Genomic DNA, 21,053 nt, shown 5'->3' on the forward strand with positions numbered 1-21,053 from the left:
ATGCCCGAATTCGACCGATGTTGACGGGACGTTGTGTCAAGTGGCCACTACTACGCGTGTGATGTGGGTAAAGAATGCAGTCGGTGACCCAGATTTTTCTCATCAGGATTTGAACTGATCACAAGAAGGTCACTAGGGTCAGGCCTCGAACCTTCGCGCGGTTGATCGTCCAGCCGGGGCGAACAGCGAAGGAACCGCCGAATCTGTGCAGTTCAGCCCCTTTGTCCCCAGGGGATGAATGCCCAGAGCCGGGGATTCAACCCCCCACTTGCCCGGTAGGCGGCTCGAGGAAGAAGGAGCTCGCCTTCGTGGCGTCCCACCGTCGACCCAAGCAGCCGAGCCGCACCCGTGTGACCGTGCTCACCGCGACCGCCGCCGCGGCCGTAGCCCTGACCTCCCAGGCCGCCCAGGCCGACCCGAAGCCGAGCAAGAGCGAGGTCAAGGAGAAGGTCGACAAGCTCTACGAAGAGGCGGAGAAGGCCACCGAGAAGTACAACGGGGCCAAGGAGCAGCAGCAGAAGCTCGAGAAGCAGGTCGACGCCCTTCAGGACAAGGTCGCCCGCGGCCAGGACGAGCTCAACACCCTGCGTGACGGCCTCGGTTCGGTGGCGAGCGCCCAGTACCGCTCGGGCGGCATCGACCCGGCTGTGCAGCTCTTCCTCTCCTCCGACCCGGACACGTACCTCGACAAGGCCTCCGCGCTGGACCAGCTGGGCGCCAAGCAGACCGAGGCGCTCGCCGAGATCCAGGCCAAGCAGCGGACCCTCGCGCAGCAGCGCAAGGAAGCCCAGGACAAGCTCGGCGACCTCGCCGACACGCGCAAGCAGTTGGGCGCCAAGAAGAAGGAAGTCCAGAGCAAGCTCGCCGCGGCGCAGAAGCTTCTCAACACGCTCACCGCCAAGGAGCGTGCCGCCCTCTCCGCCGACGAGTCCCGGGCAAACCGTGACAACTCGCGTGCGGACCTCGGTAACTCGGTTCCCGCCTCGCAGCGCGCGGGCGCGGCCTTCGCCGCCGCCCAGAGCAAGATCGGCTCGCCGTACGTCTACGGCGCGTCCGGCCCCAGCTCCTTCGACTGCTCCGGGCTGACCTCATGGGCGTACGGGCAGGCCGGCGTCTCCATACCCCGGACCTCCCAGTCGCAGGCCAACGCCGGCACCCGCATCTACTCGCAGAGCGGGCTCCAGCAGGGCGACCTGGTCATCTTCTACGGCGACATGCACCACGTCGGCCTCTATGCGGGCAACGGCCAGGTGCTGCACGCCCCCAAGCCGGGTGCCAGCGTCCGCTACGAGTCGATCGGCAACATGCCGTTCCAGTTCGGCGTGCGTATCTGACGCCCAATCGGGCGATTTCCCGCACCCGTCGCTGACGTCACGCCCCGCCATTGACCTGTGGTCTCCGGCGGGGCGTCACTTTGCGTGCCCGGCGCGGCCTTTGGCCGCTCCGTGTTCGCCCGGCTACTGTCTGCCGCGCAACATCCCTCGTACAGCGGAAGGGAGCGCGGCTCGTGACGTCCCATCGACGGCTCTCACAGTCCGGCCTCACTCAGAGTGCCCGGGTCACCGTCCTGTCCGCCGCGGCGGCAACGGCCGCCGCAGCGCTCGGGGCCGCACCGGCGGGCGCCGAGCCGGGCACCACCGCGGAGAGCACCCGGGCCACGGTCGACCGGCTCTACGAGGAGGCCGAGCAGGCCACCGAGGAGTTCAACAAGGCCGGTGAGCGCGTCGAGCGGCTGCGTGAGCAGGTGACGCAGGTGCAGGACAGCGTGGCTCGCGGGCAGGAGCGCATCAACCGGATGCGGGGAGCGCTCGGATCGGTGGCCGGCGCGCAGTACCGGTCGGGCGGCATGGACCCCGCGCTCGCCCTGCTGCTCTCCGAGGACCCGGACAGCTACCTGGACAAGGCCGCGACCCTGGACCGCATCAGCGAGCGGCAGACGGCCGTGCTGCGGGATCTGCGGCGGGAGCAGCGCAGCCTCGGCCAGGAGCGGGCCGAGGCCTCCCGCGACCTCGCCGAACTGGAGCGCAGCCGGGCGGCCGTGGCCCGCCACAAGCGCACCGTCGAGCGCAAACTCACCCAGGCGCAGCGGCTGCTGAACTCCCTGCCGGCCGCCGACCGTGAGGCCTTCGACCGGGTGTCGCGCGCCGGCCGCGGCTCCCTGCCCGAGCTCTCCGGCCTCGCGCCCGCCTCCTCGCGGGCGGCCGCCGCGGTGAGGGCGGCCCGCAGCGTGGTCGGCCGCCCCTATGTGTGGGGCGCCAACGGGCCGTCCGGCTTCGACTGTTCGGGGCTCACCCAGTGGTCGTACGCACAGGCGGGTGTCGGCCTGCCGCGCACCTCGCAGGCGCAGCGGTACGCGGGCCGGCAGGTCCCGCTGTCGCAGGCGCGGCCGGGAGACCTCGTGGCGTACCGCAGCGATGCCAGTCATATCGGGATGTACATGGGCAACGGGCAGGTCGTGCACGCCCCCTACCCCGGCGCCGCAGTGCGCTACGACCCGGTCGGCATGATGCCGATCTCCTCGGTCACCCGCGTCTGAGCGGCGTACCGTTCCGCGCCGCGCACTGTTCCGCACCGCGTTCCGTACGATCGGCCATGTGGCAGGTCAGGGGCGCGGCACAGGGCGCCGGGCGATACGGCGTGCGGCGGGGCTGATCCTCGCCGCCGCCCTGCTGGCGTCCGGCTGTACGGCCGGCCAGGCGTCCGACACGAGCGTGCGGGACATCCAGCGGACCCTGGACGGGCGTGCGGCCGCCGTCCTGGGTCATGACGAGAACGCCTATCTGGCCGCGCTGGCGCCCGAGGCCGCGCGGCTGCGTACGGCGCAGCGCCAGGAGTTCCGGAACCTCGCGGATGTGCCCCTGCGCTCCTGGGAGTACCGGCTGGGGACGGTGCAGCGGCACGGCACGCGAGCCGTCGCCGAGGCCGAACTGCGCTACCGGATCCAGGGGTACGACACCGCCCCGGTGACCGCGTCCCGCACGCTGGAGCTCGCCGAGCGCGACGGCCGCTGGTATGTCACGGCTGAACGCGCGCGTACGGGCGGCCAGCAGCTCTGGCAGCAGGGTGATGTGCGGGTGGTCCGGGGCGAGCGGAGTCTGATCCTCGCCGTCGGCCAGAGCGGCGAGCAACTCAAAGCCCTCGCGGCGACCGCCGACCGGGCCGTGCCCGCCGTGTCGGACGCCTGGCCGTCTGCCTGGGCGCGCCGTCTCGTCGTCCTGGTCCCCGCCTCCCTGGACGCCATGGGGAAGCTGCTGGACGCGCCCGCTGCCGGGTACCGGGGGATAGCGGCGGTCACGACCGGCGAGACGGGCGCGGCCGGGACGGCGCCGGCGGACCGGGTGATCGTCAACCCTGAGGCGTACGGGGTGCTCGGCGACTTCGGCCGGAGCGTCGTCCTCACCCATGAGACCACCCATGTGGCCACCCGCGCGTACACCTCGGCGGCGACCCCGATGTGGCTCTCGGAGGGATTCGCGGACTGGGTCGCGTACCGCGGCAGGGGCCGCACGGCCGGGCAGACCGCCCCCGAACTCCAGGGCGCGGTCCGGCGCGGCGAGGTGCCGGCCGCGCTGCCGTCCGACGCGGACTTCGCCTTCGGGTCGGACGCGGACAGGCTGGCGCGGGCGTACGAGGGAGGATGGCTGGCCTGTGAGCTGATTGCCGCGCGCTGGGGCGAGGAGAAGCTGACGGCGTTCTACCGGGCCGTGGGGGCGGGCGAACAGCGGGCGGGGGCGGTCGAGAAGGCGCTGGCCGATGTGCTGGGGACGACGCCGCGGGACTTCACGGTGCGGTGGCGGGAGTATCTGCGCGAGCGGCTGGCGCGCTGAGCACGTTGCCATGGCTGCGTGCCAAAGAGCCGCCGGGTCAGGAGACCGTCAGCGCATTGTCGCGGGTCGCCTGGGCGGGCAGCAGTCGGCGGCGGCCCGGCTCGGTCACCGTCTGGCGCCACAGCCGCAGGCACGCCGTCAGCGTCGCAGCGACGAGCAGGCCGTTGCGTACGAACAGCAGCAGCACGCCCAGCGGGTCGCTCGCCACCACCTGCGAGAACCAGACGGGGAACTCCAGCAGCGAGACTCCCGTCGCGGCCAGCACCAGCCAGGCGGGCCATGCCATCCGGCTGCCCCGGAAGACCAGACAGGCGCCGGCCAGACCGACCAGCCAGATCATGTACTGGGGGCTGATCACCCGGCTCGTCGTGGTGAACAGCAGCACCGCGGTGAACGCCGCGTCGCACAGCGTGCTCGGCACGAACTTCTTCACCCGCAACCGCCACAGCACCAGCCAGCCGAGGGCGAGCAGGGCGAGGCCGAGGGAGAGCGTGGAGACGAGGGTGACATGGCGGCCCACGAACTCCACCGACCCGTAGTTCAGCAGCACCTGACCGTGCCAGCCGTGGTGTCGCGCCACATGGAAGACCAGCCCGCCCAGCGACTCGATCTCGGTGCCCCGCTCGCGCTGGAAGGTGACAAAGGCCAGCGCCCCCGGCATCGCCGCGACGAGCGCAACCGCGACCGCTGCCGCCGTGCCCGCCGCGGTGGCCCAGGCGCGGCGGTTCGCCCGCACGCCCGGGACCCCCGCGAGCAGCAGCAGCGGCCAGACCTTCAGCAGCGCGCCGAAGGCCGCGAGCGCGCCCAGTGTGCGCGGATGGCGTGCGCCTGCGAGCAGCGCGGCCACGGCGACGGCGGTGACCATCAGGTCGTAGCGGGCGTACGCGGTCGGGCCGAGCAGCGGCACACCGGCGACCCACACCCACGCTCCCCGCAGCGACTTGCCCTTGACTTCTGCTCGCTTCTCCGCCCGCTCGGCGGCGGCGCGGCTTTCGTCGCCGCCTGCCGCCCGGCGGCCTCGCGTGCGTCGCTCGCGGAGCCGTCCGCCCGCGTACAGCAGCAGTCCGAGGACCAGCGCGTCACAGAGCAGGGTGAGGGCGAAGAAGGCGGAGGCGTAGGAGAGGAAGGGCAGCAGAGCGGGGGAGAGGATCGCGAGCGCGGCGGCGGGCGGGTACTGCCAGGCGACGTCGTCCATCGGATAGGTGCCGTTCTTCAGCACCTCGTACCAGCCCTCGTAGATCACAGAGACGTCGGTGGTGACATCGAGGCCGAGGAATGGCAGCACATTGAGGACGCAGAGCAGCAGCGCCGTTCTGGTGAGGATCCACACCGCGACGGGAAGCCGCGTGCCGCCCCTGCCGCTGCCGCCCGCGCCCTCCGTGCCGCCACCGCTCCCGCCCGCCATGAGCACCTCATCCTGTTTCAGTCTGATTTGTGGGGCCCCATGATGCCGGGCAGGGCAGCGCGGGAGCGGTGAGGCAGGGCCGTTCGGTACTGTCGGCGACGATGCACAAGACCTTGATCGTGACCAACGACTTTCCGCCCAGGCCCGGCGGCATCCAGGCGTTCCTGCACAACATGGCGCTACGGCTGGACCCGGAGCAGCTCGTCGTCTACGCCTCCACCTGGAAGCGTGGCCGCGAGGGCGCCGAGGCGACCGCCGCATTCGACGCCGAGCAGCCGTTCACGGTCGTACGGGACCGTACGACGATGCTGCTGCCGACCCCCCGCGTCACCCGAAGGGCGACCCAGCTGCTGCGCGAGCACGGCTGTGAATCCGTGTGGTTCGGCGCGGCCGCCCCGCTCGGTCTGATGGCCCCGGCCCTGCGCAAGGCCGGTGCACGGCGGCTGGTGGCCACCACGCACGGCCACGAGGCCGGCTGGGCGCAGCTGCCCGTGTCCCGGCAGCTGCTGCGCCGGATCGGCGAGGGCACGGACACGATCACCTATCTCGGTGAGTACACCCGCTCGCGCATAGCCGCCGCGCTCACCCCCGCCGCGGCCGGGCGCATGGTCCAACTCCCGCCCGGTGTCGACGAGAAGACCTTCCACCCGGGCTCGGGCGGGGACGCCGTCCGCGAGCGGCTCGGGCTGGCGGGCCGGCCGGTCGTGGTGTGCGTATCGCGGCTGGTGCCGCGCAAGGGCCAGGACACGCTGATCCGGGCGATGCCCGCGATCCTCGCGAAGGTGCCGGACGCGGTGCTCCTGATCGTCGGCGGCGGTCCCTACGAGAAGGATCTGCGCAGGCTCGCCGACGAGAGCGGCGTCGCCGGATCCGTGCGCTTCACCGGCGCCGTGCCCTGGGCGGAACTGCCCGCGCACTTCGGCGCGGGCGACGTATTCGCGATGCCCTGCCGCACCCGAAGGGGCGGCCTCGACGTCGAGGGTCTTGGAATCGTGTATCTGGAGGCATCGGCGACCGGGCTCCCGGTCGTCGCGGGCGACTCGGGCGGCGCCCCCGACGCCGTACTCGACGGGGAGACGGGCTGGGTGGTCCGCGGCGGGAGTGCCGAGGAGTCGGCCGAGCGGATCGTGGCTCTGCTCGAGGACCCGGGGCTGCGGCGGCGGATGGGGGAGCGCGGCCGGGAGTGGGTCGAGGAGAAGTGGCGCTGGGATCTGCTGGCCGAGAAGCTTCGCACACTGCTCTGACCAGCCTGAAACCAGACATTTTCCTGACCTGCGTAAACCCGCACCGGACACATCGCTGAACTGCGTAAACCATATTTTGATGGAGCGTCAGTTCTGAGCCGCACGGGATATGGGCACAAGACCGAATTCCGCCCATGCTGCGGACATGACATCAAATCTGACGCGCCGTCAACTGCTGGGCATCGCCGCCCTGCAGACCGCGGCCGCGCTCGGCTTCACCCGCATCGGTCTCTCCCCGGCTGCCGCCGGGGAGACCTCGGCCGCCGTCGAGCCCAACGCGGCCGACTACGCCCCCGCCGTCGTGATCGGCTCCGGCTACGGCGCTGCCGTCGCCGCCCTCCGCCTCGGCGAGGCGGGCGTCCGCACCCTCGTACTGGAGATGGGCCGGCTCTGGGACACCCCGGGCCCGGACGGAAAGATCTTCTGCAGCACCGGAGCCCCCGATCAGCGCTCCATGTGGTTCCGCACCCGTACCGAGGCCCCGCTCGCCACCTTCCTCTGGCTCGATGTCGTCAACAAGAACATCAGCCCCTACCCCGGCGTACTCGACCGGGTCCGCTACTCCGGCATGTCCGTCTACGTCGGACGCGGCGTCGGCGGCGGATCGCTGGTCAACGGCGGGATGGCGGTGACCCCGCTGCGTACGTACTTCTCCGAGGTGCTGCCCCAGGTCGACGCCGCCGAGATGTACGACACCTACTTCCCGCGGGCCCGCCGGATGCTCGGCGTCAACACCATCGATCCGGCCTGGGTCGAGTCCACCGAGTGGTACCGCTTCTCGCGGATCTCCCGCAAGCACGCCCAGAACGCCGGCCTGCGGACCGTCTTCGTGCCGAACGTCTACGACTTCGGCCATATGCAGCGCGAAGCCGCCGGACAGGCCCCGAAGTCGGCGCTCGCCGGCGAGGTCATCTACGGCAACAACCACGGCAAGCGCAGCGTCGACAAGACCTATCTCGCGGCCGCGCTCGGCACCGGCCACGTCACCATCCAGACCATGAGCCGGGTCAGAGGAATCCGAAGGGAACCCGACGGCGGCTATGTCCTGACCGTCGACCGCACGGACACCTCGGGCCGGGTCGTCGGGACCGACGAGATCGGCTGCCGGCAGCTCTTCCTCGGCGCGGGCAGCCTCGGCAGCACCGAACTCCTGCTGCGCGCACGGGAGAAGGGCACGCTGCCCGACCTCAGCGCCGAGGTCGGCCAAGGCTGGGGCCACAACGGCAATGTCATGACCGGCCGCGCCAACCACATCTGGGACACCGTCGGGGCGAACCAGGCGACCATGCCCACCATGGGCATCGACGACTGGGCCAACCCCACGAACCCCGTCTTCGCGGAAATCGCGCCGCTGCCCATGGGGTTCGAGCACTGGATCAGCCTCTATCTGGCGATCACCAAGAACCCGGAGCGCGGGACTTTCTCGTACGACTGGGCGACCGACTCCGCAAAGCTCGACTGGACCCGGTCGCAGAATCAGCCCTCCGTCAACGCGGCCAAATCCCTCTTCGACCGCCTCAACAGAGCGAACGCCACCATCTACCGGTACGACCTCTTCGGCGGCAACAAGACCTTCGCCGACGACTTCACGTACCACCCCCTGGGCGGCTGCGTACTGGGCCGGGCCACCGACAACTACGGCCGTGCCAGGGGATATTCGGGGCTGTACGTCACCGACGGCGCCCTGGTCCCCGGCTCGATCGGGGTCAATCCGTTCGTCACCATCACGGCTCTCGCCGAACGGAACATGACCCGGATTCTGGCCGAGGACCCCAGCGGCTGATCAGCGGCGGCACTCAGCCCCGGTAGATCGCCTCGATCTCATCGGCGAAATCCTTCGCCACCACATTGCGCTTCAGCTTCAGCGACGGCGTGATGTGTCCCGCCTCTTCAGTGAACTGGGAGCCAAGAATGCGGAACTTCCGCACCGACTCCGCCTTGGAGACGGCCGCATTGCCGTCGTCCACCGCCCGCTGGACCTCCGCCTGCAGATCCGCGTCGTCGCGCAGCGAAGCCGCCGTCGAACCGGCCGGTTTGCCGTGGTCCGAGACCCAGCGTCCGAGGAACTCCTCGTCGAGGGTGACCAGCGCGCCCACGAAGGGCCGCCCGTCGCCCACCACCATGCACTCCGCGACCAGAGCGTGCGCGCGGATGCGGTCCTCGATCACCGCGGGGGCGACGTTCTTGCCGCCCGCGGTGACCAGGATCTCCTTCTTGCGGCCGGTGATCGCGAGGTAGCCGTCCTCGTCCAGGGTGCCGATGTCGCCCGTGTGGAACCAGCCGTCGGCCAGCGCCTCCGCGGTCGCGGCGTCGTTGTTCCAGTACCCCTGGAAGACATGCTCGCCGTGCAGCAGCACCTCGCCGTCGTCCGCGATCCGTACCACCGAGCCCGGCAGCGGCTGACCGACCGTGCCGATCTTCTGCCGGTCCCAGGGGTTGAACGCGGTCGCCGCACACGACTCGGTGAGGCCGTAGCCCTCCAGCACCGTGAAGCCGATGCCGCGGAAGAAGTGGCCGAGCCGCTCGCCCAGCGGAGCGCCGCCGGAGATCGCGTACTCGCCGCGCCCACCCAGCACCGCACGGAGCTTGCTGTAGACGAGCCTGTCGAAGACCTTGTGCTTGATCCTGAGACCGACCGACGGGCCCGCGGGGGTGCCGATCGCCTTGCTGTACGCGATCGCCGTGTCCGTGGCCTTGTCGAAGATCTTGCCCTTGCCGTCCGCCTGGGCCTTCGCCCGCGCCGAGTTGTAGACCTTCTCGAAGACGCGCGGCACACCGAGGATCAGTGTCGGCCGGAAGGAAGCGAGCTCGTCGGTGAGGTTCTTGATGTCCGAAACGCAGCCGAGCTTGATCGGCGCCATCGCCGGCGCGAGCGCGACCATGCGGCCGAAGACGTGCGCGGCCGGGAGGAAGAGCAGAACGGAGCTCTCGCCCGTGCGGAACAGCGGCTTGAGGCGCTCGACGAGATTGCCGCACTCCGCGAAGAAGCTGCGGTGCGTGAGCACACAGCCCTTGGGGCGGCCGGTGGTGCCCGAGGTATAGACGATCGTCGCCGGGTCGTCCGCCTTGGCGGCGGCGCTGCGCGCGTCGACCGTCTCTTCGCCGACCTCGGCGCCGGCCGCGGTCAGCTCGTCGACCGCGCCCTTGTCGATCTGCCAGACGCTGCGCAGAACGGGAAGCCGGTCCCGTACCGAATCCACGGCTGCGGCGTGCGCGTCGCTCTCCACGATCACCGCGACCGCGCCGGAGTCGCCGAGGATCCACGAGACCTGCTCGGCCGAGCTGGTCTCGTACACCGGGACGGTGATTGCGCCCGCGCTCCAGATCGCGAAGTCCAGCTGCACCCACTCGTAACGGGTGCGCGACATCAGGGCGACCCGGTCGCCGGGCTGAATGCCGGCGGCGATCAGGCCCTTGGCGGCGGCGCGCACCTCCGCAAGGAACTGCTTGGCGGTGACGTCCGTCCAGACGCCCGCCACCTTTCTGCCCATGACGGCTACATCAGGATGCTGAGCGGCATTGCGGCGGATCAGATCCGTCAGATTGCCGTCCGAAGGGACCTCGTACAGGGCCGGAAGGCTGAACTCGCGCAAGACTGCTGCTCCTCATCAGGCGCCGGCGCCACGGCTCTGTGTGATGCACCGGCTGCGGTCCAAGATCGGGCAGGTGCTCGTGGGGGGCGAGCACGACTGGACTGCCCGGACGTTACCCACCAGTACTCGGTTCCGGATAGGGGTTTCCGGCCAGATGTTCGCTGCGTCACATGTGTGTGGCATCGCTTCGCGCAGAGTAGTCCACACCCCTGACGCCCCGGTAGAACGGCTGGTCCGCCCCCCTACTACCCACCCGCAACTCCGTCGTCCTAGGGTGATCGTCATGCGAGGCATGCGAGTCAATGTGGTCAGTGACGTGCACGGCAACGCCAAGGATCTCGCCATGGCGGGGGACGGCGCCGACGCGCTCATCTGCCTCGGCGACCTCGTCCTCTTTCTCGACTACGCCGACCACTCGCGCGGCATCTTCCCCGACCTCTTCGGTGTCGAGAACGCCGACCTGATCGTGGAGCTGCGCACGGCCCGCCGCTTCGACGAGGCCCGTGAGCTGGGGCGCAGACTCTGGGGCGAACTCCGGATGGACCGGGAGAGCGCGATCGAGTCGGCCGTACGGCGCCAGTACGCCGAGTTGTTCGCGGCCTTCCCCACTCCGACGTACGCCACCTACGGCAATGTCGACATACCGTCCCTCTGGCCGGAGTACGCGCGCCCGGGCACCACCGTTCTGGACGGCGAGCGCGTCGAAATCGGCGGCCTTGTCTTCGGCTTCGTCGGCGGCGGACTGCGCAGCCCGATGAACACGCCCTACGAGATCTCCGACGAGGAGTACGCGGCCAAGGTCGAGGCGCTCGGGGCCGTCGATGTGCTCTGCTCGCACATCCCGCCGGAGGTGCCCGAGTTGACGTACGACACGGTCGCGCGCCGCTTCGAACGTGGCAGCAGCGCACTGCTCGACGCGATCCACCGGATCCGCCCCAGATACGCGCTTTTCGGCCATGTCCACCAGCCGCTCGCCCAGCGGATGCGCATCGGCCGGACGGAGTGCGTGAACGTCGGCCATTTCGCGTCGACCGGTCGCCCCTGGGCGCTGGAGTGGTGACGCACGGGCCAGGAACGGTGACCCACGGGCCCTGGAGTGGTGACCAGCCGGGGCGCGATAGCCTGCACACCACACCACCCCCGGTCCGTACCGCACTCTGAGGAGCCGCAGCGATGGCGGAACACACCAGCTCGAGCATCACGATCGAGGCGGCGCCGGCCGACGTGATGGGCGTGATCTCCGACTTCGCCCGCTACCCGGAGTGGACGGGTGAGGTGAAGGAGGCCGAGGTGCTCGCCACCGACACCAAGGGCCGCGCCGAGCAGGTCCGCCTGGTGCTCGACGCCGGCGCGATCAAGGACGACCACACCCTCGCGTACACCTGGAACGGCGAGAACCAGGTCAGCTGGACACTGGTGAAGTCACAGATGCTGCGCGCCATCGACGGCTCGTACACCCTCGCCCCCGTCGGCGGGGGCGACCGCACCGAGGTCACCTACCAGCTGACCGTCGACGTCAAGATCCCCATGCTCGGCATGATCAAGCGCAAGGCCGAGAAGGTCATCATCGACCGTGCCCTGGCCGGTCTGAAGAAGCGCGTCGAGAGCGGGCCCACCGCCTGATGCGCAAGGTCCTCGTCACCGGCCTCGGCGGCGCGGGCCGTACCACCGTCGCCGCTGCCACCGCGCTCGCCGCGGCCGGGCGCGGCAGGCGCACACTGCTGCTCTCCGCCGAACCCGGCGACGTCCTCGGCACGCCCGTCACCGGCCGGCCCGGTGATCCGGCACAGCTCACGGACGGGCTGTGGGCCGCGCGCATCGATGCCGCGGCCGACTTCCGGGCCGAGCTGCTCGCTCTGCAGGAGCGCGGCGGCGCCGCGCTCGATCTGCTGGGCGCGGCCCGGCTGGAGGACGAGGAGCTGACCGAGCTTCCCGGCAGCGACCAGTACGCGCTGCTGCGCGCCCTGAAGAACGCCGCCGACGGCGACTGGGACGTGGTCGTCGTCGACATGCCGCCGTTGCGCGAGACCATCGCCCTGCTCGCCCTGCCCGAACAGCTGCGGCGCTATCTGAGCCGGCTGCTGCCGCCGGAACGGCAGGTTGCCCGCGCGCTGCGCCCGATGCTCGCCCAGCTCGCCGGCGTGCCGATGCCCGCGCAGTGGCTGTACGAGACCGCGGCCCGCTGGGACGCCGAACTGGCCGCTGTCCAGACGGTGATCGAATCCAGCAACACGACCCTGCGGGTGGTCGCCGAGCCCTCGCCCGCTGCCGCCGACGCCCTGTCCGCCGCCCGCCCCGGGCTCGCACTGCACGGACTGCGGGTCGACACCCTCGTACCGAACCGGATCCTGCCGCGGGACTCGCCCGACACCTGGCTCGCGACCCTCTCCGCCCAGCAGGAGAAGTGCCTGCGTGAGTGGTACGAGCTGTGGGTGCCGGGGGCCTCGCTCTGCGAGGTGTCCCACCTCGGCCGGGACCCGCGCGGCGTCGACGACCTCATGCTTCTCGACACCGGTTCGTCCTGCACCACCTTTGAGCAGGCGGGCACCGGCGGCGGCCTTTTCGCGGGTGACGGGCTCGCCGTCGAACTCGACTGGGACCGCGAGCGCCGGGCCGCCGACCCCTGGGCGGTGGACGACGCGGCCGCGGACGACGGCTTCGGCGCACTGCTGCGCGGCTCCGCGGGCGCCGGACCCGCGGGCGCGGGCAGCGCCTGGCAGCCGGTCGAGGACCGGCGAGTGGAGGACGGGGTCCTCGTCTGGGGGCTCCGGCTGCCCGGCGCCGTCAAGGAGGACGTCGGTCTTGTCCGCCGTGGGGACGAACTGCTGCTCACCGTGGGCCCGTTCCGCAGGATCGTTCCGCTGCCGTCCGTGCTGCGCCGCTGCACCGTGTCGGGCGCCGGACTCACCGACGAGGTGCTGCGGGTCCGCTTCACTCCGGACCCCGAGCTGTGGCCGCGGGCACGCTGAACGCCCCGCCTCCATTCGGGTAACGTCGAGCGTACGAACCGGAAGTTCCGCCACCGCCGCTGTGCAGGAGTACGCCATGAGTGATGCCACCGAGCGTCCCGTCGACGACGACGCCTGGGCCAGGGCGTGCGCCGAGGACCTGGAGGCCGAGAAGGCCCGCCGCCGCGCCCACTACGGGCCGCCGCCCGGCTCCGCCGCGGAGGAGCTGCGCAAGCTGTTCGACGCGGTCGCCGACAAGGTCACCTCGTTCCAGACCTCCCTTCCCGGCATGGCCGCGCAGAGCGCCGTACAGCAGCTGGTCAGCCAGGCGAAGGCGGCCGTCGAGCCGGTCATCGAGCGCAATCCACAGGTCTTCGACCATCTCGCCGCTGCGGGCGGCGAGCTGCTCGCCGCGTATCGATCGGCCGTCGAGGGTCATGAGCGACGCTGGGCGCAGCGGCCGTACGACCCGAGGGGAACCAAGGGCACGGCGGCCGCCGAGGACGACACGGACCCCCGCGACGAGGGCCCCGGGGCAAGCGAGCACATCGACCTGGACTGACAAGGCGGGTGCCCGCCCTCGGGTACGGTTGGCCGTAGCGGGGCTCGACCGAAAACTGAGGGACACATGGGACTCACCATCGGCGTCGACATCGGCGGCACGAAGATCGCGGCCGGCGTGGTCGACGAAGAGGGCACCATCATCGAGACGCACACGGTGCCCACCCCGTCGACCCCGCAAGGCATCGTCGACGCGATCTGCTCCGCCGTGGCCGGAGCCGGCGAGGGGCACGACATCGAGGCCGTCGGCATCGGCGCCGCCGGATACGTCGACGACAAGCGCGCCACCGTGCTGTTCGCACCGAACATCCACTGGCGGCACGAGCCGCTGAAGGACAAGGTCGAGCAGCGCGTCGGCCTCCCGGTGGTCGTCGAGAACGACGCGAACGCGGCGGCCTGGGGCGAGTACCGCTTCGGCGCGGGCCAGGGCCACGAGGACGTCATCTGCATCACCCTCGGCACCGGGCTCGGCGGCGGCATCATCATCGGCAACAAGTTGCGCCGCGGACGCTTCGGCGTGGCCGCGGAGTTCGGCCACATCCGGGTGGTCCCCGACGGTCTGCAGTGCGGCTGCGGCAGCCAGGGCTGCTGGGAGCAGTACGCCTCCGGGCGCGCCCTCGTGCGGTACGCGAAACAGCGCGCCAACGCCACCCCGGAGAACGCCGAGGTGCTCCTGTCCCTGGGCGACGGCACGGTCGAGGGCATCGAGGGCAAGCACGTCAGCGCGGCGGCCCGGCAGGGCGACCCGGTCGCGGTCGACTCCTTTCGCGAACTGGCGCGCTGGGCAGGCGCGGGTCTGGCCGATCTGGCCTCGCTCTTCGACCCGTCGGCGTTCATCGTGGGCGGCGGCGTCTCGGACGAGGGCGAGCTGGTCCTGGATCCGATCCGCAAGTCCTTCCGACGCTGGCTGATCGGCGGCCGGTACCGGCCGCACGCGCAGGTGCTGGCGGCGCAACTCGGCGGCCGGGCGGGCCTGGTGGGCGCGGCGGACCTGGCCCGGCAGGGCTGAGCTCCTTGTCCTCAATCGCCGGACGGGCCTGATGTTCCGGCGATTGAGGGCAGGCCCGAAGGGCGTACGGGGTGCGGGGCGGAGCCCCGGTGGATGGCCCGTGGCGTCGTATCGTGAGCCGCATGGCGATCACTGCGCTGCCCAACCCCCGCACCGAGCCGGACGGTTCGGTCGTGATCCGGGTGCTCAGCTACAACATCCGCTCCCTGCGCGACGACGAGAACGCGCTGAGCCGGGTGATCCGTGCCTGTGAGCCCGACCTGGTCTTCATCCAGGAGGCCCCGCGGTTCTTCCGCTGGCGCAAGCACGCCGCCCGACTCGCCGCCAAGAGCGAGCTCGTCGTGCTGACCGGCGGCGCGACCACGACCGGGCCGTTGCTGATGTGTTCGCTGCGGGCGACCGTGGAGCGTACGCAGGACGTGCTGCTGCCGCGCACCCCCGGCCTGCACCGGCGCGGCTTCGCCACCGCCGTCGTACGCGTCGGGGGCGCCCGGATCGGATTGCTCAGCTGTCATCTGAGCCTGCGGAGCGACGAGCGCTACGCGCAGGCCGGGATGCTGCTCGACCGGCTGAAGGCGATGGACGTGCCGTACGCGATCGCGGCGGGTGACCTCAACGACCGGCCCAGCGGGCGGAGCTTCCGCAGGCTTGCCGGGGAGCTGCAGGACGGCTGGGCGGTCGCCCCCTGGGGCGGTGAGCACACATCGACGCCCGGGGACCCGCACCAGCGGATCGACGCGATCTTCGCGACGGAGGGCGTCGAAGTGCTGGGCTGCGGCGTGCCGCTGGGCCTCCCGGGCATCACCCAGGACGACCTGGAGGCCGCGACGGACCACCTTCCGGTGCTGGCCGCGCTCCGGGTGCCCGCGGCCTGAGCGGTGGCCCGCCCGAACCCGGAATCAGACCACTGCCCCACCCGGGCCCCGAATCAGACCACTGCCCCACCCGAGCGCCCGAATCAGACCACTGCCCCACCCGAGCGCCCGAATCAGACCACTGCCCCGCGGCCCGGGTCGTCGTCCTCGTCGTCGGCGCCCGACATCCGGGCCACCAGGGTGGCAAAGCCGCCCAGGAACCCGCCGACGCAGAGCGTCGTCAGCCACCAGGTCATGTCCCACTGCAGGAGCACCGCGACGAGCATCAGCACCGGGCCGCCGACCACCGCGAGCCAGGCGAACTTGGCCGTGACATCGGCCTCCGGCAGCGGCGGCGGCTCCGGCGGCACGAAGTGGCCCTCGTCGTCGTCGCCGTCCTCGAGGCCGTCGTCCTTCGGCTCGGTCAGCTGGTAGTCGCGCGGTCCGCCGACCCCCGGTGCGAAGGTGATCGAGCTGCCCAGCGCGGGCCTGTCCGCGTCGGGGTCCTCCTCGGGGCCGGGCTCCGGCTGCGCCGCCCGGTCCTTGGGGGTCTCGTTCACTTCGCCCTCGGCGAGCAGCGCGAGGTCCTCCACCGACTTGAACGGCTTCGCGCCCGGCGGGTCTGTGGGCTCGTCGCCGTACCCGGCGACGATGGCCGCCCAGGCGGCCTCCTCGTCGATGGGCTGCGGCTCGCGGTCCGCGTCGTGCTGCTCAGCCACCAGTGGTGCTCCCCTTCTTCCCGACACTCGGAGCGAGCCGGCCGATGAACGCGTAACTCTCGTCGAAAATCCGCTCCGCATCGTGGTCCAACGTCGCCACGTGGTAGCTCTGTTCCAGCAGGATCTCCGTGACGTCCGTGGAGGAGACCCGGCTGAGGATGCGGGCCGAGTCGGCCGGCGGCACCACATGGTCCTGCGGGCTGTGCAGCAGCACCATCGGCTGGGTGACCTGCGGCAGCTCGCCGTCGACCAGCCGGAAGAAGTTCCGCAGGGAGTGCGCGGCGTGCAGCGGCACCCGGTCGTACCCGACCTCCAGGGAGCCCTCCTTGGCGATGTCGCTCGTCACTCCCTTTGTCGTACGCACGAAGTGGCGGGCGACCGGCAGGGCGTGCGCCGACAGGCCGTGGACCTTGTTCGCCGGGTTGACCACGACGATGCCGCTGACCGTGTCCCCGTGCTTCGCGGCGAGCCGCAGCGTGAGCGCGCCGCCCATCGAGAGCCCGAAGACGAAGACCTGGCTGCACCGCTCGACCAGCACCCGCAGCTCGCGGTCCACCTCCGCGTACCAGTCCTGCCAGCCGGTGACCTGCATGTCCTGCCAGCTCGTGCCGTGCCCGGGGAGCAGCGGCAGCGACACGGTGAGACCGCGCTCCGCCAGATACTCGGCCCAGGGGCGCAACGACTGCGGGGAACCGGTGAATCCGTGACAGAGGAGGACGCCGACCTCTCCGCCTTCGTGGCGGTACGGCTCGGCTCCAGGAAGGACCGGCACCAGGGTCTCCTGTTCGTCAGTGTCTGAAGGTGTACTTCACCGTACGCGACCGGACCGACACCGACCAGGTGCGTAAGCCCCCCAGCGCAGGGACCCTGGGCCCACCTCGGGTTAAGGTCTGTTCGACAGCACAACAGGAGGCACCCGAGTTGATCTACGGCGCAATGAAGTTCTCCATCGGAGGCTCGCTGAAGCTCGCCTTCAGGCCCTGGGTGGAGGGTCTTGAGAACATTCCCGCCGAGGGACCGGCGATCCTGGCGAGCAATCATCTGTCCTTCTCGGACTCGTTCTTCCTCCCGGCGGTGCTCGACCGCAAGGTCACCTTCATCGCCAAGGCGGAGTACTTCACCTCGCCCGGAATCAAGGGCAAGCTCACCGCGGCCTTCTTCAAGGGCGTCGGACAGCTCCCGGTGGACCGTTCGGGCGCGCGCGGTGCCGGTGAGGCGGCGATCAAGGCCGGAGTCGATGTCATCGCGGGCGGCGGCCTGTTCGGCATCTACCCGGAAGGCACCCGCTCCCCGGACGGCCGCCTCTACCGCGGCAAGCCGGGCGGCATCGCGCGCGTGGCGCTCGCCACCGGCGCTCCGGTCATCCCGGTCGCGATGATCGACACGGAGAAGATCCAGCCGCCCGGCAAGGTGGTCCCCAAGCTGATGCGCCCGGGGATCAGGATCGGCAAGCCGCTCGACTTCAGCCGCTACCACGGCATGGAGGGCGACCGCTTCATCCTGCGCTCGGTGACCGACGAGGTCATGTACGAGATCATGAAGCTTTCCGGCCAGGAGTACGTAGACATCTACGCGACGGCTGCGAAGCGCCAGATCGCCGAGCAGAAGGCGGCGGCGGAGAAGGCGGCGAAGGCGGCCGCGAAGGCGGACACGGCAGAGACGACGGACCGGCCGGCTGCCTAGCCGAGCCGTCCGTCCTGGGGTGGGAAACATGGCCAAGCGCCAGCGGGTCGTACGGATGTCGGTCGAACTGCCGCTGTGGCGTGCGCTGACGGCCTACCGCGTACTGACCATGACGTACGCGGTGCTCCTCGCCATCTTCACCCGGGACAAGTTCGAGCGCCCCTGGGTGGCGGTGGCCGTCCTCGCGGTGATCTCCGTCTGGACGCTGCTCACGCTCCCCAAGGTGGCCAACGCCCGCCGCTGCACCAAACGCTTCCTCGGCGCCGATCTCACCATCGCGCTGACCGGCATTCTGCTCACCCCGCTCGCCGACGCCCAGGCGCAGCACATGGACGGTCCGACGCTGCCGACGATATGGACCGCCGGATCCGTTCTGGCCTTCGCCATCAAGGGCGGCTGGCGCTGGGCGGGCTTCGCGTCCTCACTCGTCGCCGTCGTCAACATCATCGAGCGCGGCGAGCCCAGCCGGGACACCTTCCACAACGTCCTGCTGGTCTGGGTCGCCTCCATCGCCATCGGCTATGTCGTCGAGGTCGCCCGCGCCTCCGAGCGCACCCTCGCCCGCGCCCTGGAGATCGAGGCGGCGACCCGCGAGCGGGAGCGGCTGGCCCGCGACATCCACGACAGCGTGCTCCAGGTGCTCGCCATGGTGCAGCGGCGCGGTACGGCGCTGGGCGGCGAGGCCGCCGAGCTCGGCCGGATGGCGGGGGAGCAGGAGGTCGCCCTGCGCACCCTGGTCTCCAGCGGCCTGGTCCCCGCGATGCGCGCCTCCGACGACGCCTCGCTGGGCGCCGTGGTCCGCACCGTCGAGGACGACGGGGACTCGGGCGAGCCGGAGCTCTACGACCTGCGGTCGCTGCTCGCCCAGCACGCCGGGTCGAAGGTGACGTTCGCGGAGCCGGGCGCGCCCGTGCTGCTCCCGACGAACGCGGCGGCCGAGCTCGCCGCCGCTGTCAGCGCCGCCCTGGACAATGTCCGTAAGCACGCGGGGGACAACGCCCAGGCCTGGATCCTGGTCGAGGACTGGCCGGACGAGGTGATCGTGACGGTCCGGGACGACGGCCCGGGCATCCCGGAGGGCAGGCTCGCCCAGGCGGAGGGCGAGGGACGGCTCGGTGTCGCCCTCTCGATCCGCGGGCGGCTGCGGGATCTCGGCGGCACCGCCGAATTGATCTCGGTCCCGGGCCAGGGCACAGAGGTCGAACTGAAGGTTCCACGGGCCCCGCGGGCTGCACGGGCACGGGTTCCACGGGGGAAGGCAGGAAAATGACGGATCAGCAGACGATCAAGGTGATGGTCGTCGACGACCACCCGATGTGGCGGGACGCGGTTGCCCGCGACCTGGACGCGGCCGGCTTCACGGTGGTCGGGACGGCCGGTGACGGTCCCCAGGCCGTGCGCCGCGCCAGGGCCGTCGTGCCCGACGTCCTCGTACTCGACCTCAATCTGCCCGGGATGCCGGGGGTTCAGGTGTGCAAGGAGCTCCTCGGCTCCCACCCCGCTCTGCGGGTCCTGGTGCTCTCCGCGAGCGGGGAGCACGCGGACGTACTGGAAGCGGTGAAGTCCGGCGCCACCGGCTATCTGCTCAAGTCCGCCAGTACCGGGGAGCTGACCGACGCCGTGCGGCGGACCGCCGTCGGCGACCCGGTCTTCACACCCGGCCTCGCGGGCCTGGTACTCGGCGAGTACCGCAGGCTCGCCTCCGAGCCCGCTCCCGGGCCGGGGGGCGACGAGCCGAAGGCGCCGCAGCTGACCGAGCGCGAGACCGAGGTGCTGCGGCTGGTCGCCAAGGGGCTCTCGTACAAGCAGATCGCCGAGCGCCTGGTCATCTCCCACCGCACTGTCCAGAACCACGTCCAGAACACGCTCGGCAAGCTCCAGTTGCACAATCGCGTAGAGCTCGTGCGGTACGCCATCGAGCGCGGCCTCGACGACGAGTAATCCGGTGGGCTCTTACCCGTACGAGACTCGATCGGGTGAAAATTGGGCGTCAACCGTCGTATGACGCACAGGAATTGACCTTTCGTCCCATCCCGTAGTGACCTGGATCACCATTAGCGTGGCGGTCATACGGCTCACCAGGCGAAGGGAAGTTTCCATGCGCGTCGGAGTACTGACCGGGGGCGGCGACTGCCCCGGGCTGAATGCGGTCATCCGTGGCATCGTCCGCAAGGGCGTGCAGGAGTACGGGTACGAATTCGTCGGCTATCGCGACGGCTGGCGCGGACCCGTCGAGGGCGACACGGTCACGCTCGACATCCCGGCCGTACGCGGCATCCTGCCCCGCGGCGGCACCATCCTCGGCTCTTCGCGCACCAACCCTCTCAAGTCGGAGAACGGCGTCCGCCGCATCAAGGAGAATCTCGCCAAGCACGAGGTGGACGCGCTGATCGCGATCGGCGGCGAGGACACCCTCGGCGTTGCCGCGCGCCTGTACGAGGAGTACGGCATCAAGTGCGTCGGCGTGCCCAAGACCATCGACAACGACCTGTCGGCCACCGACTACACCTTCGGCTTCGACACCGCGGTCGGCATCGCCACCGAGGCCATCGACCGGCTGCACACCACCGCCGAATCCCATATGCGCGTCCTGGTCGTCGAGGTGATGGGGCGCCACGCGGGCTGGATCGCCCTGCACTCCGGTCTGGCCGGCGGCGCCAATGTCATCCTCATCCCCGAGCAGCGCTTCGACGTCGACCAGGTCTGCGCCTGGGTGACCTCGCGTTTCAGAGCCAGTTACGCCCCGATCGTGGTGGTGGCCGAGGGCGCCATGCCCAAGGACGGCGAGGCGGTCCTCAAGGACGGATCGCTCGACTCCTTCGGTCATGTCCGGCTCTCCGGCGTCGGCGAGTGGCTGGCCAAGGAGATCGAGAGGCGTACGGGCAAGGAGGCCCGCACCACGGTCCTCGGCCATGTCCAGCGCGGCGGCACCCCGAGCGCCTTCGACCGCTGGCTGGCCACCCGCTTCGGACTGCACGTCATCGACGCGGTGCGGGACGGGGACTTCGGCAAGATGGTCGCGCTGCAGGGCACGGACATCGTGCGAGTGCCGATCGCGGAGGCCACGGCGAAGCTGAAGACGGTCGATCCGAAGCTGTACGAGGAGGTCGGCGTCTTCTTCGGCTGACGGTTGCTGTTCCCCTGTCCCGCCCTCCTACGGCCTGGCGGCCGTGGGAGGTACCCCCATCCCTGAACTGGGGCTCCGCCCCC

General features: G+C 70.7%; 19 protein-coding genes. 15 read left to right on the plus strand and 4 right to left on the minus strand.

What is annotated here, in order from left to right:
* Positions 1 to 308 precede the first annotated feature (308 nt).
* The 3 genes from ACQEVG_RS08935 (at position 309) to ACQEVG_RS08945 (ending at position 3,827) form a co-directional block, all read left to right on the plus strand.
* Complete coding sequence (locus ACQEVG_RS08935; RefSeq protein ID WP_432979583.1) at positions 309 to 1,334, plus strand: NlpC/P60 family protein; 1,026 nt, start codon at positions 309 to 311, stop codon at positions 1,332 to 1,334.
* Positions 1,335 to 1,507: 173 nt separating this feature from the next.
* A complete protein-coding gene (locus ACQEVG_RS08940) occupies positions 1,508 to 2,536 on the plus strand; it encodes an NlpC/P60 family protein (protein ID WP_432979586.1) in 1,029 nt (342 codons plus the stop codon).
* A 58-nt stretch (positions 2,537 to 2,594) separates the two neighbouring features.
* Complete coding sequence (locus tag ACQEVG_RS08945; protein ID WP_432979589.1) at positions 2,595 to 3,827, plus strand: hypothetical protein; 1,233 nt, start codon at positions 2,595 to 2,597, stop codon at positions 3,825 to 3,827.
* Positions 3,828 to 3,864: 37 nt separating this feature from the next.
* On the opposite strand, the gene ACQEVG_RS08950 is transcribed toward ACQEVG_RS08945, so the two are convergent.
* Complete coding sequence (locus tag ACQEVG_RS08950) at positions 3,865 to 5,232, minus strand: glycosyltransferase 87 family protein (RefSeq protein ID WP_432979592.1); 1,368 nt, start codon at positions 5,230 to 5,232, stop codon at positions 3,865 to 3,867.
* A gap of 101 nt (positions 5,233 to 5,333) precedes the next feature.
* Between ACQEVG_RS08950 and ACQEVG_RS08955 the strand changes: the two genes are divergently transcribed.
* Positions 5,334 to 6,476 (plus strand): glycosyltransferase family 4 protein, encoded by a 1,143-nt coding sequence (locus ACQEVG_RS08955; RefSeq protein WP_432979595.1) that lies wholly within the window; start codon positions 5,334 to 5,336, stop codon positions 6,474 to 6,476.
* Between the two features lie 145 nt (positions 6,477 to 6,621).
* A complete protein-coding gene (locus ACQEVG_RS08960; RefSeq protein WP_432979598.1) occupies positions 6,622 to 8,259 on the plus strand; it encodes a GMC oxidoreductase in 1,638 nt (545 codons plus the stop codon).
* A 13-nt stretch (positions 8,260 to 8,272) separates the two neighbouring features.
* Here the strand turns inward: ACQEVG_RS08960 and ACQEVG_RS08965 are convergent, their stop codons facing one another.
* Positions 8,273 to 10,069, minus strand: a complete 1,797-nt coding sequence (locus ACQEVG_RS08965) for an AMP-dependent synthetase/ligase (protein WP_432979602.1) — start codon at positions 10,067 to 10,069, stop codon at positions 8,273 to 8,275.
* A 304-nt stretch (positions 10,070 to 10,373) separates the two neighbouring features.
* Here ACQEVG_RS08965 and ACQEVG_RS08970 point away from each other — a divergent pair, with 304 nt between their 5' ends.
* The 6 genes from ACQEVG_RS08970 to ACQEVG_RS08995 all read left to right on the plus strand — a co-directional run bounded on the left by ACQEVG_RS08970 (position 10,374) and on the right by ACQEVG_RS08995 (position 15,462).
* A complete protein-coding gene (locus ACQEVG_RS08970) occupies positions 10,374 to 11,129 on the plus strand; it encodes a metallophosphoesterase family protein (RefSeq protein ID WP_432985189.1) in 756 nt (251 codons plus the stop codon).
* Positions 11,130 to 11,242: 113 nt separating this feature from the next.
* Positions 11,243 to 11,692 (plus strand): SRPBCC family protein, encoded by a 450-nt coding sequence (locus tag ACQEVG_RS08975; protein WP_432979605.1) that lies wholly within the window; start codon positions 11,243 to 11,245, stop codon positions 11,690 to 11,692.
* On the plus strand, positions 11,692 to 13,038 hold the full coding sequence (locus ACQEVG_RS08980) for an ArsA family ATPase (RefSeq protein WP_432979608.1): 1,347 nt from the start codon (positions 11,692 to 11,694) through the stop codon (positions 13,036 to 13,038). The genes ACQEVG_RS08975 and ACQEVG_RS08980 overlap by 1 nt, the downstream gene beginning before the upstream one ends.
* 76 nt (positions 13,039 to 13,114) lie before the next feature.
* Positions 13,115 to 13,579, plus strand: a complete 465-nt coding sequence (locus ACQEVG_RS08985; protein WP_432979611.1) for a DUF5304 domain-containing protein — start codon at positions 13,115 to 13,117, stop codon at positions 13,577 to 13,579.
* 66 nt (positions 13,580 to 13,645) lie between these two features.
* Positions 13,646 to 14,587 carry an ROK family glucokinase gene (locus ACQEVG_RS08990; protein WP_404725893.1) on the plus strand — a complete coding sequence of 314 codons (942 nt, stop codon included), beginning with the start codon at positions 13,646 to 13,648 and terminating at the stop codon, positions 14,585 to 14,587.
* A 122-nt stretch (positions 14,588 to 14,709) separates the two neighbouring features.
* A complete protein-coding gene (locus ACQEVG_RS08995; RefSeq protein WP_432979616.1) occupies positions 14,710 to 15,462 on the plus strand; it encodes an endonuclease/exonuclease/phosphatase family protein in 753 nt (250 codons plus the stop codon).
* Positions 15,463 to 15,575: 113 nt separating this feature from the next.
* On the opposite strand, the gene ACQEVG_RS09000 is transcribed toward ACQEVG_RS08995, so the two are convergent.
* Together ACQEVG_RS09000 and ACQEVG_RS09005 are read right to left on the minus strand one after the other, a co-directional pair.
* Complete coding sequence (locus ACQEVG_RS09000) at positions 15,576 to 16,160, minus strand: hypothetical protein (protein WP_432979619.1); 585 nt, start codon at positions 16,158 to 16,160, stop codon at positions 15,576 to 15,578.
* Entirely contained in the window at positions 16,153 to 16,932 is a 780-nt protein-coding gene (locus tag ACQEVG_RS09005) for an alpha/beta hydrolase (protein WP_432979622.1), read from the minus strand. Before ACQEVG_RS09005 ends, ACQEVG_RS09000 begins: the two co-directional genes overlap by 8 nt.
* A 149-nt stretch (positions 16,933 to 17,081) precedes the next feature.
* Here ACQEVG_RS09005 and ACQEVG_RS09010 point away from each other — a divergent pair, with 149 nt between their 5' ends.
* From ACQEVG_RS09010 to ACQEVG_RS09025, 4 genes are all read left to right on the plus strand, one after another.
* On the plus strand, positions 17,082 to 17,843 hold the full coding sequence (locus tag ACQEVG_RS09010) for a lysophospholipid acyltransferase family protein (protein ID WP_432979625.1): 762 nt from the start codon (positions 17,082 to 17,084) through the stop codon (positions 17,841 to 17,843).
* Positions 17,844 to 17,871: 28 nt separating this feature from the next.
* Complete coding sequence (macS, locus tag ACQEVG_RS09015; RefSeq protein WP_432979628.1) at positions 17,872 to 19,113, plus strand: MacS family sensor histidine kinase; 1,242 nt, start codon at positions 17,872 to 17,874, stop codon at positions 19,111 to 19,113.
* Positions 19,110 to 19,784, plus strand: coding sequence for a response regulator (locus ACQEVG_RS09020; protein ID WP_432979631.1), 675 nt, complete (start codon positions 19,110 to 19,112; stop codon positions 19,782 to 19,784). The genes macS and ACQEVG_RS09020 overlap by 4 nt, the downstream gene beginning before the upstream one ends.
* A 157-nt stretch (positions 19,785 to 19,941) precedes the next feature.
* Positions 19,942 to 20,970, plus strand: a complete 1,029-nt coding sequence (locus ACQEVG_RS09025) for a 6-phosphofructokinase (protein ID WP_432979634.1) — start codon at positions 19,942 to 19,944, stop codon at positions 20,968 to 20,970.
* Positions 20,971 to 21,053 lie beyond the last annotated feature (83 nt).

Source organism: Streptomyces sp. CA-135486, assembly GCF_050936555.1.
In the GTDB taxonomy this organism is placed as follows: domain Bacteria; phylum Actinomycetota; class Actinomycetes; order Streptomycetales; family Streptomycetaceae; genus Streptomyces.